The sequence below is a fragment of the Neptunicella plasticusilytica genome (genome assembly GCF_047922965.1).
In the GTDB taxonomy this organism is placed as follows: Bacteria; Pseudomonadota; Gammaproteobacteria; order Enterobacterales; family Alteromonadaceae; genus Neptunicella; species Neptunicella plasticusilytica.
Genome location: NZ_CP150481.1, coordinates 735,317 through 753,402, shown reverse-complemented (window position 1 = coordinate 753,402; position 18,086 = coordinate 735,317). Strand labels below are relative to the sequence as shown.

The 18,086-nt window shown below is 44.1% G+C and carries 12 protein-coding genes and 1 tRNA gene; 8 read left to right on the top strand and 5 right to left on the bottom strand.

Going from position 1 to position 18,086, the window contains the following annotated elements:
* Window positions 1-8: 8 nt before the first annotated feature.
* Both V1467_RS03420 and V1467_RS03415 read right to left on the bottom strand, forming a co-directional pair.
* Window positions 9-1,604, bottom strand: coding sequence for an aldehyde dehydrogenase (NADP(+)) (locus tag V1467_RS03420; RefSeq protein ID WP_416307402.1), 1,596 nt, complete (start codon window positions 1,602-1,604; stop codon window positions 9-11).
* A 364-nt stretch (window positions 1,605-1,968) separates the two neighbouring features.
* Window positions 1,969-2,685, bottom strand: coding sequence for a class I SAM-dependent methyltransferase (locus V1467_RS03415; protein WP_416307401.1), 717 nt, complete (start codon window positions 2,683-2,685; stop codon window positions 1,969-1,971).
* Between the two features lie 325 nt (window positions 2,686-3,010).
* Here V1467_RS03415 and V1467_RS03410 point away from each other — a divergent pair, with 325 nt between their 5' ends.
* The 5 genes from V1467_RS03410 (at window position 3,011) to V1467_RS03390 (ending at window position 9,316) form a co-directional block, all read left to right on the top strand.
* Entirely contained in the window at window positions 3,011-5,425 is a 2,415-nt protein-coding gene (locus tag V1467_RS03410; RefSeq protein ID WP_416307400.1) for a TonB-dependent receptor, read from the top strand.
* 47 nt (window positions 5,426-5,472) lie between these two features.
* Window positions 5,473-6,147, top strand: coding sequence for a response regulator transcription factor (locus V1467_RS03405; RefSeq protein ID WP_416308640.1), 675 nt, complete (start codon window positions 5,473-5,475; stop codon window positions 6,145-6,147).
* Window positions 6,147-7,376, top strand: coding sequence for a sensor histidine kinase (locus V1467_RS03400; protein WP_416307399.1), 1,230 nt, complete (start codon window positions 6,147-6,149; stop codon window positions 7,374-7,376). The genes V1467_RS03405 and V1467_RS03400 overlap by 1 nt, the downstream gene beginning before the upstream one ends.
* 333 nt (window positions 7,377-7,709) lie before the next feature.
* The gene (locus V1467_RS03395) at window positions 7,710-8,147 is read left to right on the top strand and encodes a hypothetical protein (protein WP_416307398.1); all 438 of its coding nucleotides are present in this window, start codon (window positions 7,710-7,712) and stop codon (window positions 8,145-8,147) included.
* On the top strand, window positions 8,147-9,316 hold the full coding sequence (locus V1467_RS03390) for a hypothetical protein (protein WP_416307397.1): 1,170 nt from the start codon (window positions 8,147-8,149) through the stop codon (window positions 9,314-9,316). Before V1467_RS03395 ends, V1467_RS03390 begins: the two co-directional genes overlap by 1 nt.
* A gap of 112 nt (window positions 9,317-9,428) precedes the next feature.
* Here V1467_RS03390 and V1467_RS03385 read toward each other — a convergent pair whose 3' ends face one another.
* Window positions 9,429-10,190: a DUF2034 domain-containing protein gene (locus tag V1467_RS03385; RefSeq protein ID WP_416307396.1), complete on the bottom strand. Its 762-nt coding sequence runs from the start codon at window positions 10,188-10,190 to the stop codon at window positions 9,429-9,431.
* Between the two features lie 226 nt (window positions 10,191-10,416).
* On the opposite strand from V1467_RS03385, the gene V1467_RS03380 reads away from it, so the two are divergent.
* The 3 genes from V1467_RS03380 to V1467_RS03370 all read left to right on the top strand — a co-directional run bounded on the left by V1467_RS03380 (window position 10,417) and on the right by V1467_RS03370 (window position 16,058).
* On the top strand, window positions 10,417-11,295 hold the full coding sequence (locus V1467_RS03380; RefSeq protein ID WP_416307395.1) for a WYL domain-containing protein: 879 nt from the start codon (window positions 10,417-10,419) through the stop codon (window positions 11,293-11,295).
* A gap of 85 nt (window positions 11,296-11,380) precedes the next feature.
* Window positions 11,381-13,582 (top strand): DEAD/DEAH box helicase family protein, encoded by a 2,202-nt coding sequence (locus tag V1467_RS03375; RefSeq protein WP_416307394.1) that lies wholly within the window; start codon window positions 11,381-11,383, stop codon window positions 13,580-13,582.
* Window positions 13,572-16,058 (top strand): sigma factor-like helix-turn-helix DNA-binding protein, encoded by a 2,487-nt coding sequence (locus tag V1467_RS03370; protein ID WP_416307393.1) that lies wholly within the window; start codon window positions 13,572-13,574, stop codon window positions 16,056-16,058. Before V1467_RS03375 ends, V1467_RS03370 begins: the two co-directional genes overlap by 11 nt.
* Before the next feature lie 160 nt (window positions 16,059-16,218).
* On the opposite strand, the gene V1467_RS03365 is transcribed toward V1467_RS03370, so the two are convergent.
* Together V1467_RS03365 and V1467_RS03360 are read right to left on the bottom strand one after the other, a co-directional pair.
* A tRNA-Leu gene (locus V1467_RS03365) sits at window positions 16,219-16,305 on the bottom strand.
* Between the two features lie 401 nt (window positions 16,306-16,706).
* The gene (locus tag V1467_RS03360) at window positions 16,707-18,083 is read right to left on the bottom strand and encodes a glycoside hydrolase family 28 protein (RefSeq protein WP_416307392.1); all 1,377 of its coding nucleotides are present in this window, start codon (window positions 18,081-18,083) and stop codon (window positions 16,707-16,709) included.
* Between the last annotated feature and the right edge of the window lie 3 nt (window positions 18,084-18,086).

Genomic DNA, 18,086 nt, shown 5'->3' with positions numbered 1-18,086 from the left:
CCTCGGCGTTAAACGATGGGATCAAGGGTTTTAATACCGTTGACAGTCCGTAACAAACCTAATGGATTGGCATCTTTTAATGCCTCTGGTAACAATGTTTGCGGAAAATTTTGATAACAGACGGGTCTGATCCAGCGATGGATGGCAGCGGTCCCAACTGCAGTAAAACGCGAATCGGTAGAGGCCGGGAAAGGGCCACCATGAACCATGGCGGGACAAACTTCGACCCCCGTTGGAAATCCGTTGATCACCATTCTGCCGACTTTAACTGACAGCAGATCCAATAATGCAGAATGCTCCTCAAGTTCATCTTTAGCGCCATGTACAGTGCCGGTTAACTGCCCCGGCAAACTCAGTAACACTTGTTGGATTTGAGCAACTGTTTCACACTCCACCAACAGTGATGCTGGTCCAAACACTTCTTCATGTAATTGCGGATTGGCAAGAAAATACGACGCCTGAGTGCGGAATAATGCCGTCTGGGCGTAGAACCCTTCAGTTTGCGCAACGGGCTCGCCATTGGCCGCGACGGCAACACCTGAATACTGGGTAAATTGCTCTACACCTTGTTGGTAATTTTGGCAGATCCGTTGATTAAGCATCACGCCCGCGCCAGCTCCATTCAACTGTGCACTGACTGCCTCAACGAAGGTATCCAGATGAGGACTTTTTAGCGCAACAATCAGCCCCGGATTAACACAAAACTGTCCGGTACCAAGTGTCAGTGCCCCCACGAATCCAGCAGCAATATCAGTGGCCGATTCCGCCAATGCATGGGGCAGTAACACCACAGGATTAATGCTGCCCATTTCGGCAAAAACCGGAATAGGTTCCGGCCGAACTGCCGCCATTTTAGCGATACTGGTTCCTCCTTTGATGGAGCCAGTAAAGCCGATAGCCTTTACTTGTGGTGCATTAATTAATGCCGCCCCGGCGATATTATCGTCGCCCTGGATATAACTGATCACGCCGGTCGGCATATCACATTCTCTGGCCGCCCGTTGCAAGGCCTGAACCACTAATTCTCCGGTACCCGGGTGCGAAGGATGTCCTTTCACAATAACTGGACATCCTGCTGCCAGTGCCGATGCCGTGTCACCACCAGCACTAGAATAGGCCAACGGGAAATTGCTCACGGCAAACACCGCCACAACCCCTATTGCCTGATTTAAATAACGCAGATCAGGGCGTGGTATTGGCTGTCGTTGAGGCAAGGCGGAATCAATACGTGGATCCAGATAATCACCAGAAACAATATAATCAGCCTGCATTCGCAACTGACCAACAGTGCGTGCCCGCTCCCCCTCACAACGACCACGGGGGTAGCCGGTTTCCTGTTGCATACAGTCTAATAATTCATCACCCAGTTGCATAATGTGATCAGCACAGGCATGCAGAAATGTCGCCCGCGCTTTTAGCGATGTATTACGGTAGCCAGCGAAGGCCTCTCCCGCTAATTCTGCTGCTACGCTAACTTGCTGTTCGCTGGCTTTAGTGTGTTGTGTCGCTATGGGTTGTCCGGTGGCCGGATTCACCGCTTGAAAACTGCCCGCGTCACCCTCTTGCCACTCTCCTGCGATCAATAACTTGCCCGAAATAGTCATTATTTCAGATCCTCTCACAATGATTGGTTAACATTTATTTAACAAACAGTGTGACATAAACGGAAAAAAGGGTTAGTGGTCAAATTTGTTATTTGACTAATAAAATCTTGCATTTAGCAATTAGAGTTGCAGATTTAAGAACAAGCTGGATTATTTTGCTGTACCTACATATAAAAACAGCACTAATTAACCTGTCGTGTACCATTTAATAAAATTGCTGTGTCGCAGTTGGCATGGCGACTCTTTGCGGTAATGCCGGATCTAGGTAGATCAACAATAAGCTGCTTTGGCCAGCAGAAAAGCGGACTTCCAGTACGGGATGGTGTTCACAACAGCTGACCGATTCTCTAGCTCCGATAAAATCCTAACAAGAGGATAAAACGTTATTGGGCACTTTCGCGCACCATGCATGAATGAATAGTGCCTGGTAACAGAGTAGCGGACTTTGGAACCCTCCTGAGACAATAATACTTTCAATTTCGGCAGGCTCTGACACTGCAAGATGGGTTCTCCACAACGCAGTTGATTCTTGTGCCTTTTGTCTGGATAGTCCGGTAAACATTTGCATTTTAATCCACGCGTCTTTTAATCCTTCATAGGACTGGGCTGTTGCCGGGCGAGCAAGATCGGCGTTAAATAAATAGCCCCCGGATTTCATGCGATTACGGACCTGTTTAAAAAATTCGCGTCGCTGTTGTACATCAGTTAAAAACTGCGAAACCAAAATCGAGGTGGCCGCATCATAGAATTTATCTGCTGGAAGTGAGTCGATATAGCCGATATGAAAATCACACCTTGCTGACAAGCCCGCTTTTTCAACTTTCTGCCTGCATACATCCAGCATTGCTTCTGACGGATCGAGTGCCATGAATCGCCACTCCGGATAACACTCGGCCAGGGCTATAATTTCAGCCCCCGTCCCGGCCCCGACGCACAATATCTCGCTTTGGGACGGCAAGTCCCTAAAGACAATATTCAAGATCGAGTGCAGGGCATTTTTAAGCGCAGCAAGACGCTCTGAGCTTTTATCGTAATGAGCGGCATGTTCTTTACCAAAAAAATTGGGTCTGTCGTTATCCATAGTTATGTTCTCGATTGTATTGGCCTACTCTTGTAACAAATATAATTACATAAACAACTATTATTATGCAACCATAATAGTTACGTAACTACAGTTAGCTAGTTCGCGGGGGATTTGATTAGGTTTCCGACGACTTTACTTTTAGCGTGCGTGCCGCGTCAGTCGCCATCGATGAAATTGATGTTTTTCTAAATGCGGCATAATGTAGCCTTCATATTTTGGCGACATTTTAGTCACATTGGCTTTGCTAACCTCACAGCGTTTCATCAAATAAATACAATTAATCGTTGGAGGATAGCTATATGAGCAAGCAATTGAGACAGGCATGGTGGTTAAATCTTGGAGGGATAGCACTATGAGCAGGTACCTGAGACAAATATCCTGGTTGACTCTGTGGCCGCTTATGATTGGCTTTCCATTTTGCGCAAATGCAGCCGAGGCGCCCGGTTCGCTGACCATTATAGTCAAAGATCAGAATACAGACCGGCCATTATCAAGTGTGCAGATCACACTCAAGGAACGAGAAACCTCGTCTACGCAAACGTTAGCAACCGACGAACAAGGTCGCACCGTCGTTGAACAGCTCGACCCGGGTCTCTACTCGGTGAACGTGACCAAAAGCGGGTTCGCTTCATTGTATGAGCCAAGCATACGCGTGGTGACGCGCAAAAATATCAAGGTAGAATTTAAACTTAGAGAACACACAATTGAAGTCGTGGAGGTTCGGGCGCAGCAAGCCGATATCTCTGCCTCAGCTTCCAGCACCTATCTCGACAGAGAAGCGTTGCGAAGCGCTGTGGGTGGTGGTGCAGATCCACTCCTCTCGTTGGACGGATTGCCCGGCCTGGCATCCAACAGTGAATTCGCCAGCTTTAGTGTACGCGGCCGCGGACCAAGAGATAATTTGTTATTCGTTGATGGCTTTCCCTTTGATAAAGCCGTGCACTTTGATGCAACACTGGGAGAAGAGGAAGATATCGGTGGGGGCGGCCGTTTCTCGATTTTCGCACCCAACGTCGTCAGCGGAGCGGAGTTCTCTCCAGGTGGTTGGGGGCCGGCTTATGGTGGCCGTGCAGCATCGCTACTCAAGCTGGACGTTGCCGATGGTAACCCAAGTCCGTCAGCCAGTTTTCGCTATGACCTCGCAGGCTATGAAGTGGGTTACGATGGCCCTGTCGGCATCACTAAAGACGCAACCATGCTGATGTCTGCCCGTCGACTGGACTTCGGCAAGTTATTTGAAACGATTGAAGAGCTGGACATTGGTGAGCCGGTGTTAAGAGATATCATCGTCAAGTCGGTTATCCCTGTTAATCCGGACAACACACTGGAAGTTCTGCTAATGGATACCCACGAGGACTACACTCGCGGTGTCACTCACGTTTTTGCGTCGCCAAATTTCGAAGATGTCGCGCTGCAGGATGAAGTGCAGGATAGTGATTTATATGGTTTAACTCTGCGGTCATTAGTTTTTGATCAAGCGGTCTGGACCAACAAGCTTTATTACCGCAAAAGTGACAAAATCAGCTCAGAAGGTGAGGCCTTTCCTGATCTGGTCCCCGCAGACTCGCCCGCGTCTGATTTTCCGGTGCGGGAGAACATTATTACCATAGGTGAAAATGAAACGGAGATCGGCTGGCGAAGCGACTTTGAAACACTCAATCAATGGGGTACGTTCAGTGCCGGTGTTCGGGTTACGCAGATTGAACTGGACTACAACACTGTCCTGGATGGCAATTGGAACCGGTTTGTCTACGACGACGATGACTTCAGACCGGATCCCGGGCAGCATTTTATAGTACTGACGCCTGAGAGTATCAACTCATCAATACGACAGAAAGAAACCAACTATGCTGGCTACGTCGATCAGGTTTTTGAATTCGGTGATTGGGATCTTGGCACTGGCTTGCGGGTCGAACGGGACGGTTTTGCCGACGAAAGTTTTGCGTCACCGAGGTTTAGCGTCAACTGGCAGCCGGGTAACAGTGTCAGGTATTTTGCCACCGCTGGATTATTTCATCAGTCACCACGCTATTTAGAACTTGCTGCTAATGAGTCAAACAAGCTTAAGACTGAAAAAATCACCCATACCAGTGTCGGTTTTAAGTATTTCCCGACCAACAACTGGTCCCTGTTAACCGAGGCCTATTATCAAAGCCTCGACAAACTGGTGGTAGACCTTGACCGGGCAAGCGGAACCTTTGCCAACCTGGGTGATGGTTCGTCGTACGGTGTCGATTTCGTGGTGCAGGGTACGATTTTCGAAGGCCTTTATGCTACCGCAACCTATTCTTACAATGATGCCGTTGTTGACCGCAAAGATGGTCGCGGGGATGTCGCCGCAGAATTTAGTCGCAAACATGTCGCTACGCTCGGCTTGACCTGGGAAATCAACGATCACTGGAAGGTTGCCGGGCGCTACAAATATCTGTCCGGCAGACCAGACGACGAGTTTATTATTCACTCAGACGTGTTAGGGTCAGGACAGCCCCTACGCTACTCAAAAGAGATTACCGAACGTAATGTTGGTCGTAAAAGTGGTTCTGGCTTGTTGAACGTTCGTGTTGACTATCGGCGCGCTTTTGGTCCCATCGATGTCACCGCCTTTCTCGATGTCATCAATGTAACGGCAGCATCGTCAAGCGACGACACCGAGTTTGACTACCGCCGAGGTGTTGAAGTGAAAGACGATAGCGAAGCCGAGCCGCTGATTGGTCTGCGAATGGACTACGCATGGTAAAGGCGCAAGGGGAAAAGCATATGGTACAGGCGTTTGGTGCACCAACAATCAGAGCATTGATTGTCGAAGACAACCGCGATATTTGTGAGAATATTGCCGCCTATCTCGAAAAGCACAGCTATATACTGGATTTTGCCTATGACGGTGTCAGCGCGATGCACCTGGCATTGACCAATTCGTTTGATGTGATTGTTCTGGATCTGATGCTGCCGGGGATGGATGGCTTGAGTTTTTGCCAAAAGCTGCGAGCTGATGCCTTAGTTGCAACGCCTGTACTGATGCTAACGGCGAGAGACACGCTGGACGATAAACTGAAGGGGTTTGAGGCGGGAGCCGATGACTATCTGGTCAAGCCATTCGCATTGCAAGAACTACATGCTCGACTGCAAGCGCTGTACAAACGCAGTCACGGAAAAACCGACAACCTGTTAACTGTTGGTGAGCTGACTCTGAATCGTTCCACGCTACAAGTCCATCGCGCGGGACGGCGCGTCGATCTCAACCCTACTGGCATGAAATTGCTACAACGGCTAATGGAAGAGGCACCGTCGGTGGTGAAGCGCGATGTTCTTGAAACCTTGTTATGGGCTGACGAGCACCCTGATGGCGATGCGCTTCGCTCGCATATGTACAAACTGCGGCAGGCTATCGATAAACCGTTTGAGAAACCGCTAATTCATACGGTACATCGGATCGGCTACCGAATTGCAGAGGATGAGTAATGTATCGATACAGTTTGCGCAAGCGTGTCGCAATTGCATTTGCCATCTGTGTTGCTGTGCTCAGCGTGCTCTGGGGGTTCGCTTTCTTCGCTGCGATCAGATTGACCGAAGACCATGTGTTGCAGCATCAGCTGCAGCGCGCCGCCCAAAGTTATCCCGATATATCGACCGACCTTCGCGGTTACGACAACGTTGATAACTTGCCGGAATCACTCAGGGAGTGGGCGCAGACAAACCCTGCTGAAGGATTTTACGAGTTCGAAACCGAAGAGTTGCATGTAGCGGTGCTATCTACCGACAATGAACAATCGCGCGCATTTTTGGTTTTCGATGTTGCCGAGATTGAAGCTGCATCGTCAGAAGACTGGTGGTTATTACTTGTGATCACCGGTGTCGTGGGGACGCTAGGCGCGCTTGGTTTCGGTCTGGGTATAGTTGTGATGCGTAAAGCGGTCGCCCCGGTCGCGCAACTCGCAAAGGCGGTAGCAGACATCGACCCAGAAAAACTATCGGCTGAAGATCATAAACGCATAGAATCCAGCCGGTTCGGCGATGATGAAGTTGGCTTGCTCGCTAAGACCATCGAGAAAACGCTTGAACGTATCAGCGCATTTGTTGAAAGGGAACGATACTTTACCAGTTCAGCCAGTCATGAGTTACGCACGCCGATCACGGTAATCACAGGCGCGCTTGAGTTGCTTGAACAAAGCGACCTGTCAGCGGCCGACGTGAAAGCGCTGGATAGAGTGAGACGGGCAACACTCGACATGAAAACCACGATTGAAATGTTCTTGTGCCTTGCTCGCGAAATCGACGACGGATTGTATGACGAGCAATTTTTAGTGATGCCGTTGGTGAACCAGGCGATAGAACAGCAGCGCTACCTGTTAAGCAGCAAGTGCATCGATGTTGAAATCGACGCTCTCGTAAAACCCAAAGTCTGCGGACATCCACAAGCTTTTTCTATCGCAGTCAATAATCTGGTTAGAAATGCATTCGAGCACACGCTCGACGAACAGGGACAGATTACCATTCTCATCAAAGAGCATGAGCTATTAATCACCAACCAATTGAGCAGTGAAACTGATGAGCGGCAAGCTCCGACCGCTACGTCCTCTCAAGGCTATGGTCTGGGACTGGGTATAGTGCAACGGTTGTGTGAGCGCAATGGCTGGTCGTTTTCGCTGCTCGCTGCCGACAAGCGTGTCGTCGCCCGTCTGTCATGGTAACGACGGTAATCAGCTTTTTGCTCAAAGTTCAACGTTATTTGTACATCAATCAGATGACTGGAGACCATCCATACAATAATTTTATGTTAGTACGCTAACAATAACCTTGCTTTACTATTAGGTGGGTTAAAAGAAAAGAATCAATTGGTTGCAAGGAGCAATGGAGCTTTTTGTTGTAATTGATGAAAACAGGCTTCCATTCGTTTTCGTGCATCTGTAGAGTGGTTATACAGATAGCAAGGACTGTCAGGAAGTGTTTATGGTCTTGATATTAAAGCTGTTGTCCTTTATTGACTCGTCGTCAACATAGTTCTGAAAAATAAAGGGATTTTGATGAAAAAAATATTAATTGTTGTCGGAATCTTGATTTGCGTAGCCTTGCATATCGCAGGGTGGTGGTTTTTGTATCCGCACGCAACAGGAATAGAAGATTCAATTACCAGATTTACTGCTCCACAAATTGTGCAAGATAATTGGCCTGCATACGCCAGTATGTTTCCTGGCTTTATCCTTGGACTAAGTACTCTGCTCGGTATCTTGTCGAGTATCATCTGGGCGAGATCACAAGATCCATCTTCCAGGCTAACACTTGCGTCATTCGCACCTATAGTATTATCTCCGTTAGTATTGTTTGTTACTTATTCAGTAGCTATTGAACATCCAGATGCCTTTGCTGGATCACTTATGGCGTTTCAGAATGGCTTCTTCTGGCAAACGATGCTTGGCGTTAATCTTACTCGTAAAGGTACTCAGAAAGCTGGAACGGGGTAATGAAGAAAGGAAAACTCATAGTACTTTGTATCTTTTTGTTGACGCTTCTTTTGGGCGGAGTGAATCAGTTTTGGCATTTTTTTAATCAACCATTTCAGAGTAAAGCATTTGTAGAACTTGCATCAAGGCACGGACTTCTCATCAAGCCAACTGATTCGATAAAGGAATTTGCGGATCAAAAAGGTATTCTAGTTAATCAGCCTCAGTCTGCTTCAACTCATTATACGCCAAAACTTTATGTAATTGACGTCGAGAAAGCGCTAAGTCTTTGGTGGTTTCCCACAAACTACAAGTTGTTCTTAGAGAGTGAGCTATTCAGTGCTGGAGTGACGTTTGCGTGCGAACGTGAAACTTATATTGATGGATCAATTATCCGACGCGATCCTCGTAGTGTTGGAAGTCGAATGTCAGGAATACCGATTTCGTCATTAAAGCAATTACCAGGCAAAAGCACGGAATGGCTATTCATGATATTTGTGCACGAAAGTGTGCACTTATTAGAGTTGCATATTCCTCCTGCGCGAAAAGCTAGAATGAACGAGTTGTTTTCCAAAGCGAATGCAACGTTTTCTCAAGAATTATTTGCAGAAGCAGCCACTCAATATCAATCAATTTATGAAGAATGTCCCGCATACTATCCGGCAATAGATCATCATGCTCGTGCGATGAGGCGCTTAGGTAGAAACAGTGAAGTAGTCGATTTATACAAACGCTCTCTGGAAGTTAAGCCCGATAATGAAATCGCAATTCAGAACATTATTCCGATATTAATTGAGACGCGCCGAACTGAAGAAGCGTTAAAACATTCGACCGATCTTGAGACAATGTTTCCCGAAAATCCAGAAGGTTTCTTTTGGGAAGGTGTCATATTACTTAGGGGGAACAATGCTGAATCAGCGATGGAGAAATTAGCCCGCGCAAGAGACAAATATATATCAAAAGGAAATCATAATTTTGTTCAGGCTGACATGCTCTTGATGGGATATTGGTTATTGAACGATAACCTAGCCGGTGCGAATGACATATACAAAACGTTGCAATTAAACTGCAAGCAGCACGTTAAGCAGAGGGACTCCTTTGCAGCGAATTTATGCAATTTGCCAACGAAGGAGTTGGCGATAGCCTCAGTAAAGACGTATAAATCCTACATGTCTATATTTGAAAAGTAGCTCACCAGCCGATTAGTTGCCTAACAAGTTTTGCTTGTTAAAATCCAACCTGTTTAAAATACAATCAACAAATTGAATGGCGACATGAGATATACATAGTCGTCCTGACTCTTTAATTTTCAATATGGCGACATTTTGGAAAGTTTGAACAACCAAGAAAACTATTACCACTATTGGCTCCTCGTTTAGCAACACGTTCTACAAGTTCGCCGCCACACCTTGGGCATGACTTTTTTTCAGGAGGTTCAATATTGGGTTCTGCTTGTACATCGCGAATTAGCGAAACCAGTCCATCTCCGCCAACCAGAGTGATAGGTTTGTCAGCCGCAAAATCTATCGCCTGCTGGGTAAACCGGCCTGAGCAGATAATGACGACGTTGTTTGCATTACTCGCGGTCAATACGCCATACATTTCACGCACCACATTCACACCGACTTTCTGGTTTTTCCACTGCTTGCATTGCACCAGTGTGAGCTCGCCGCTCTTCCTCAATTCTAGGTCGATACCTCCATCTGCACCGAAACCGCCTTCCGTTACCCGATAACTCTGCCTGCGATAAGCTTCTGCCACCAGCTCTTCAAAATTGCGCCAGTGGAGTTGTCGAATGGATTCAATATTGCGTTGAGCATCCAATTGCTTTGCTTTTCGAAGAGAGTTAAAAAAGGCAAATGGCGCTATCATTAACATGAAAAATGCAAAGTACGGCGCAGGAATAACAAAGGCTTTGAGTACTGTGTTGATTATCGGGTTTTCAGTTTCCCATGCCGGTAAAACATGTCCCAACACAACGTAAACTACCCCAGCCATTAAGACAGAAACCCACCACGGAGCGTGAAAAAGAAGATTAGCAAAAGACACGTTCTTTCTTGGCATATTCAGACATCCTTGTTTGATAAGCCGATATTATAATCCAGTCCAAACATTGATTGGGTATTAATTATAATGGTGCAGTATTAAGCCATACACAAAGTCAAAGGCGTTGATGCAAATACGGAAGAATCAAAAGCTGATTTTCTACTGAATTAATTATATCTACCCTTTACAACCGTTTCAAAACGAACCACACTGGGCGAAACTATAAAAATAATAAATAGGGACAATGCTCAATTCCATCAGCTTTGCTCAAAAACAACGCCTTGCCTATATCGACTTTTGCCTGTTGTTTAAAGGCACAATTTACCGTCAGGATCTAATCAACCGCTTTGAAGTTGGGCTATCGGCAGGCTCTCGCGATTTTAGTTTATATAAAGAGCTAGCCCCGCATAATCTTAGCTACGACACCATTGAACGCAGATACTGCCAGACGGCCGAATTTAAACCGCTGTTTGAGCACGATGCGCGCCGCACCCTAACCAAATTAGCCAATGATATTTCCGATGGTTTTGATGCCATTGGCGATGTGCATTTTCCGGTGGAAGCACCATCGAGTTTAAATGTGCCGGATATTTTTATTGTGGCCAGACTGGTACAAGCCATTCTCAATAACAAAGCGGTGAGCATTATTTATACCTCACTATCCAGTGGCTCCGCGGCGCGGGAACTGGTGCCTCATGCCATTGTGGATAACGGCCTGCGGTGGCATGTTCGAGCTTTTGATCGCAAAAGTAACAGCTTTCGCGATTTTGTCTTAACCCGCATTAGTAAGGTCACACTCAAAAGTGCTCCCGGGCAACATGAACAGGCAACGGCCGATGCCGAATGGCAACGTTTAATTCCGCTGCAATTGGTGCCTCATCCAAAGAACGTTGAATATCCTACTGCCATCGAGATGGATTACGGTATGGAGAATGAGCAATTGCTGATCGAAGTACGAGCGGCGATGGCAGGCTACCTGTTAAGACGATGGAACGTCGACTGCACTGAACGTGCCACCTTAAAGGGACCGGAGTACCAGCTTTGGCTACAAAATCGGTTTACGTTGAACAATTTGCAAAACTTAGCGATTGCGCCGGGGTACAGTTACGGAGACAAAAAATGACCTCGCGCTGCACCAATAAAGGTGTTTGTGAAATTGCCTTACGAAGCAAAAGCGCTCTCGATTCAATAAAGGATTAATCAAAGATATGATTAGTGAATTTAAAGATATAGATGCACTTTCACCATCCGATTTCGAAATATTTATCAGAGATTTATTTGTGGTGGCCGGATGGAGCGATGCAAGAATTACCAAGATAGGCAAGGAATTCAAGCACGGCGATGGTGGTGTTGATATTTTTGCATTTAAAGGTAAACGTAAATTTGCAATTGAGGTTAAACAACGAGCGTCAAACAACACTGTTGATGTCAAAGCTTTAAATCAACTAGTCACAGGAGCAAATTTAGCCAATGTAACAAATAAGATTTTAGTAACTAATTCATATTTTACTTCAGAAGTAAAAGTTCGAGCTTTGAGGCTAGGTGTCGAACTCATAGATCGCGATGAATTGCAAAACATGTGGGTAGTAAAACACTCTGAAATAGGCCGTGATATTAAACCTCGTAAGTATCAACAAGATGTAATTGATGAAGCCTTGTCACAATATCACAACGGAAAATCAAGGCTCCTAATTGAAATGGCAACAGGTTTGGGAAAAACGTATACCGTTGCTCATTTAATGAAAAAATTGATTCTACAATCAACTCAAAGACCAAAGATTTTGTTTTTAGCACACCAAGTAGAAATATTATTACAGTCCGTTACATCATTTAAAAACGTGCTGGGTATAGGGAACTACAGTTTTTCCGCCTGTTTTTCCGGCTCAGAACCAGAAGATACCGACTTCGTATTTGCCTCATTTGACACTTTGTATGGGCAAATTCATTCGCTTGCAAAAAAAGTTTTTGATTTTGTAATAGTTGACGAGGCTCATCACACGCCTGCGAGAACATATGCTGAGGTAGTAACGTTATTCAGTCCGAAATTGTTGGTTGGACTAACCGCTACACCTTATCGTGCAGACAATAAAGATGTTATTGGCTTTTTTGGTGGGACAGATGGACATATTGGAAAATTCGATCTTGTTTGGGCTCTAAAACACGGCAAACTAGCCTTTCCAAAATATATGGTACTACTTGATGACTTAGATCAAGACAGAATTGATCAATTAGAAAGTGGATTGTCTATTTCAGATTTAGATAGCCGCCTCTTTCTGCACAAAAAAGATCAAGAGGTTGTCAAAATAATTACAAAGACAATAATCGAAAAAGAAATCAATAATGTAAAAGGGATTATATTTTGCCGAAATATACAGCACATGAAGCATTTATTAGGTTTCTTTGAACTTGGTACCGCAACTCTAGTTCATTCTAAAATGTTGGATCATGAGCGTAGAGAAAATATTCGCAACTTTCGTGAAGGTAGTTTTAAGTTTATTTTGGTTTGTGACTTGTTTAATGAAGGAATAGATATCCCTGAGACGAATTTACTAATATTTATGCGTCACACAGGCTCTCGAACGATTTGGCTACAGCAACTTGGTAGAGGGTTACGTAAAACACCAAATAAAGATTATGTGCACGTTCTCGATTTTGTTGGCTCTTTAGAACGATTGAATGAAATTAAAGAACTTTCAAAAGAAATTGAACGCACCCCCGTTGATCTAGACAACCTAATAGATGATGACAACACCTTAACTCATAAGAGTTTGGTTCTACACGATTCGTCCATAGAAGTTACCTATAGCCAAGAAGCAGCAAGAGTACTCACGCTAATTGAGCAAATGAAAATGCAGCTAAATAGTCGTGAAATACTAATCGATAAGCTACGTAAGTATCGAGAACAAAACGATGATATTCCGAACATTTCTGATTTTACGCAAAATATTGATGATATAAGTTTAGATCAAATAGCAACCCATTTCGGGTCTTACTATAGCTATCTACTTGCTGCTTTTGGAAAAGATGTCGATTTGCAACCAATGGAAACAAGGTTACGAGAATTTGTCTCTCAATTTCGAGAAAAATCGCGGATTACTCCCACTTTACGAGCCATAACTCACAACTTTGCGTATCAGCAGTTATTCGAATTCAGCGAACGTGAAATTAAATTACTGTTACCTGATTATACTTACAAAGAATTTCCTAACGAACGTCAGCATGTAAATAGTTTTGCTGAGTCTGTCCAAGAGCGCCCCTATACTGAAAAGTGTCAACTTATTGAAAGATATAAAGGGTCAATCCACACACGAGCGGACTTAAAGTTGTTAACTGAGTCAGAACTTAAACCAATTAAGCAGAAGTATCGCTCTGTATCCATTTTTCTAAAGATGTTAAAGCATGAGCAATAGAGCAGAGGAAGTTGAAATTAATATCGATGCAGACCAAGTGACGGTCGCGTTGTCAAAATGGATAAGGAGCCTTCTGCTAAGCAAGAATATACTAATCAAGGAAGCCAATTCATTTTGGGATGTTATTGAACAGCTTGATCAGGCGTCTTTTAACGCCTTAAAAACTAATGTCTATTTTGCAGACGTTTTGCGGTCAATTTATTTCACTCAAAAAGCAAGCCAAGATAAATCTTTTAATGCCCTAGAAGCAAGTGACCTGCAACCGGAAAACGAAACGATTGTGCTTGACACTACACAATCGCCCCCCCCAAAAAGCCCAGTTAGAAATGATATCCAAGAGTGTACATTTCCGACTCCCCCATTGAATACCAATTTAGATTCGCTTGAATTGCCAGGAAAATTCATGAAGTTAATCAAGAGGCTAAGAAATGTCAGTGATAGTCCTGCACCTTTTACATTAGGTGAAAAATTGTACGACCTAATAACTCTACCCGTTTATGCCATTGAAAACCTGCCTAACGTAGGTGCTTGGTACGTTCATACCTTCAAAGAATTAAAAATATTTATGAATCAGCCAGATGATAATTCTATTCAACCAAATGATGAATTAGATTTTTCAGCCATAGATACAAGCGATTTTAGAATTAGTCTTGTTGGCGTGGATGAAAGTTTAATTAAGCCATTAGAAAAATATGCTCGATTTCATAAATTTGATGACTTTACGTTTCATATAGACGACTTTTTGTCTTTAAAAAGAGACGAACTATTATCTAAAGATGGATTTGGTCAAGCGGCAGTGAGTGCTCTTATGGAGTTCAAACGACAAATCGAGCATGAAATAAAAGCAATTATTAGTGGTAAAATTAATTATCTAAATTTTGAGTCACGACTAATAGTTCCTAAAAATATTAATGGTCTACCGCTTCAACAAATAGAGCAACTGTTACTTGATGATATCGATTTGTTTTTGGATAGACTCTCTGATGAAGACGTCGACATTGTGCAACGACGTTGGGGCTATGTAGAACAAAAAGAGACCCTTGAAGATATAGGCGTAAGTTATAATGTAAGTCGAGAACGCATCCGTCAAAAAGAAGCTATTAATAACAAAATTTTTCTCAAATGTTTAAGATTACACCCAAATATAATTTGGGAGTTAATTGAGTCAGAACTAGATCGTAGTTTTCCAGAAAAATGGCCCGATATATATTCGTGTTTCTCATCCGAAAAAGCATTTTACGAGTTTTTAGATCTAATATGTCAGAAAAATAACTTGTTTAACTTTGTCTATCCAGAAATCGATAAATCATTACTCAATAGTTACTTTGCCGAAAATGGCGCGCCTTCTGTTATTGAAGATATCGCTGAGTACTTAGCTGCCCTAGAGTTGCCCACTATTCGCAACATTAGCAACGCTATTCACCATTTGGTTGCTCAGGATGTGTTGAGTCTAGAAGGGGAGTTTGTATGGCCGAAGTTGTTGGGTAAATCTGAAGCTAGTGCCTGTGTATTAGTAAATTATCCCAAAGGCCTGCCTTGGTTAGATATTGCCAAGCTTGTAAATGCAAACAAACTTTCACGATCAAAAATTTATGAAGATCGATTAGACCATCAGGCCTTCAAAAACCGAGATTATCTTTATTTGGCTGGCAAGGGAGTATACAAACACACTAACTTTATGAGTTCAGAGGTAATCAAACTTGATGAAATATTTCTTCAGTTAACAAAGTTTGTCGAGTCAAGTGGCCGTGATATTTTTCATTTAAACGAATGTTACTCTGCTTCTGACGAGCTTAAACGTGTTGACTACTATGAGATTCGCCATTTTGTTAAACACTTTGGCGAAGATTATGGTTTTTACTTTGATGGACGCTCACAAGCCGATTCAGTTGGTCTTAAAAAGGGTTTTAAAAAAATCACCCAAAAAGAAGTAATCATCGAAGCCATGAATAATCGTGAAAAGCCCTATACAAAGCCTGAAATAGCAAACTTGCTAAAAAGCAAAAGCTTAGGGCATGCGGCCTTTTATCTGGATCAATTGATTGAAGATGGTCGAGTTGTGCAGTTTGATCGGATGCTATATACGACACCAGATCAAGCGTATCGTAATATTGACGTTAATGCGTATTTGGATGCACTGCAAAATGTACTCATTAGCTACGGTAAACCAGTTGAGCCATCCATTTTCAAAGAAGAACTAAATCAACGATTTTCGAAAAGCTACTCAAAATACTTTTACGCTTCGATTGCTCGACTCTATTCAAATAGCAAAGGGTGGCAAAGGATGCACAGTTTATATTCTTTAAAGCAGATTCCTTATAGAAACCTAAAGGACGTGATACAAAATGTATGCAGTTTAAATTTTTCAACTAATGAAAATATTGATGCTATTCAAAAACATATTGCTATTACCAAACATACTGCATTTGTTGCAATAACCAATTGGCGAAATCAACCTGATATCGAAATTCATTGAGGGATAGAGTAGACAATACGTAATCAAAGCAACGATTATATATCTTGAAAAATACTCAATTAGCTAGTTTCGTTGAAAGCGATTTGAATTCATTAAAATTCAGACACAAAAAAACCGACTCGAAGGTCGGTTTTAATAAGCTAAAATCTCTTGCAAAGAATGGTACCAGAGGCCGGACTTGAACCGGCACAGTGTTGCCACCGGCGGATTTTGAATCCGCTGCGTCTACCAATTTCGCCACTCTGGCATCAAATTTTGATGTCTGCAAAGCACTAAAACTTTGCAAATCTTTGCAAGCAATTTTTTGCTTTTTAAAGTCTAAAGGTGCTTACCTTTCAATGACTTGCCATCTTGATGCTATTAGACGCGCTTAATTTTGAATCCGCTGCGTCTACCAATTTCGCCACTCTGGCATTGAGTGATTTTTCTATTCAGCTAGTGCTGAACAGGCTGTGCATTATAGCGATCAAAGCTTTGCTTGCAAGTGTTTTATAGCGAGCCGAATATCAATTGTCTAAACAATATGCAGTTTTAAATCGGCCGCCCCGGATTGCCCGTTCCGGGCGGCCTAATTTTGGGTGGTATAGCGGGTCGAAAATCACTAGTCGGCTAATTGTCACCTCTTGTAACCTGTTGTTTAGAAAACCATTATGGTTTTTCAATAGCACTTAGCTCGCCATCAAAGCGTTGGCCATTAATCACCATATTGTCCAGCGTTAAACCTGTCACATTTTCCAGCACAAACGGAGTTTCGGCTTGTTTGATAAATACATTTTTCACCTTAACGTTGCTCAAAGGAGCCTGTTTGTAGGCGTGGATCTCGAATACCCGCTTAGTTTTTTCTACCTCAATATTTTCAAATACAATATCCCGATAGGTTGAAGGGTGACCACCTTCGATGACGCCGGGATAATTGAGCTGGAACCAGAACAGGTCGTCAAATTCGGCAATATGCATATTGGTTACCCGAATGTGTTCGACCAGACCACCACGATCCAGTGAGCCTTTAAAACGGATAGCCGCTTTGCCCTTGCGCAGCACGTTATTGTCGAAATAAACATGGCTGATCCCGGCTGACATTTCACTGCCCAAACCTATACCGTCTTCGCCGCCCATATCATTGTTACGCACTACAATGTAGCGACTGGGGCGATTAATATCGCGGCCATCTTTGTCCCGCCCGGATTTTATCACCACCGAATCGTCACCGGTGCGAAAATGGCTGTTTTCTACTACTGCGTAAGTCACCGAATCCAGATCCACGCCATCATTATTGGCAAAATGACTATCTACTTTGAGGTTACGCACGGTAACGTGCTCGGCATACACCAGATGGTTAACCCAGAATGGCGAATTCTTGCTGGTGTAATTCTCCAGCAGTACCCGTTTGGCTCCGAAAAACTGGATTAAACTGGGGCGCAAATAGTGTCCTTCGCCAAACTGACGTTGTTCAACCGGCACGCCTTTAATCCCCATAGTGCGCAAGGCTTGCATGTCGTCATTGGCTTGTTGGTGCCAGGCGTGGAACTCGCTGTGTTGGTTGCCGTCAATGGTGCCTTTACCCGTTATCGCAACATCTTCTACATCTTTTGCGTAAATTAGCGGCGAATAGCCGTACATTTCGGTTCCTTCCCAGCGCGTCTTGACGACCGGCAAATAATCGCTGGCTTTGGCCGAGAATGTTAATACGGCACCTTGTTGCAGATGCAAGTCGATACGACTTTTCAGTACTAACGGCCCCTGACTGAACCAGTTGCCTTTTGGCAGAATCACTTGGCCACCACCTAACGCCGAAACTTGTTCAATCGCGGCTAAAATAGCTTGGCGATCATCCTTATCGTCATCTGCAATGGCGCCAAAATCACTGACTGTTACGCTATTGTGGGGAATTTTCACCGATTCTATCTTGCTTAAAATCTGGCTGATTTCTGCGTCTGACACCGTGGCTCGAGGTATATTGGCTTGCGATCCCGTTGCGATCCCCAGCCCCAGCACGGCAGCGAGTATGACCGATTGTTTTTGCATAGT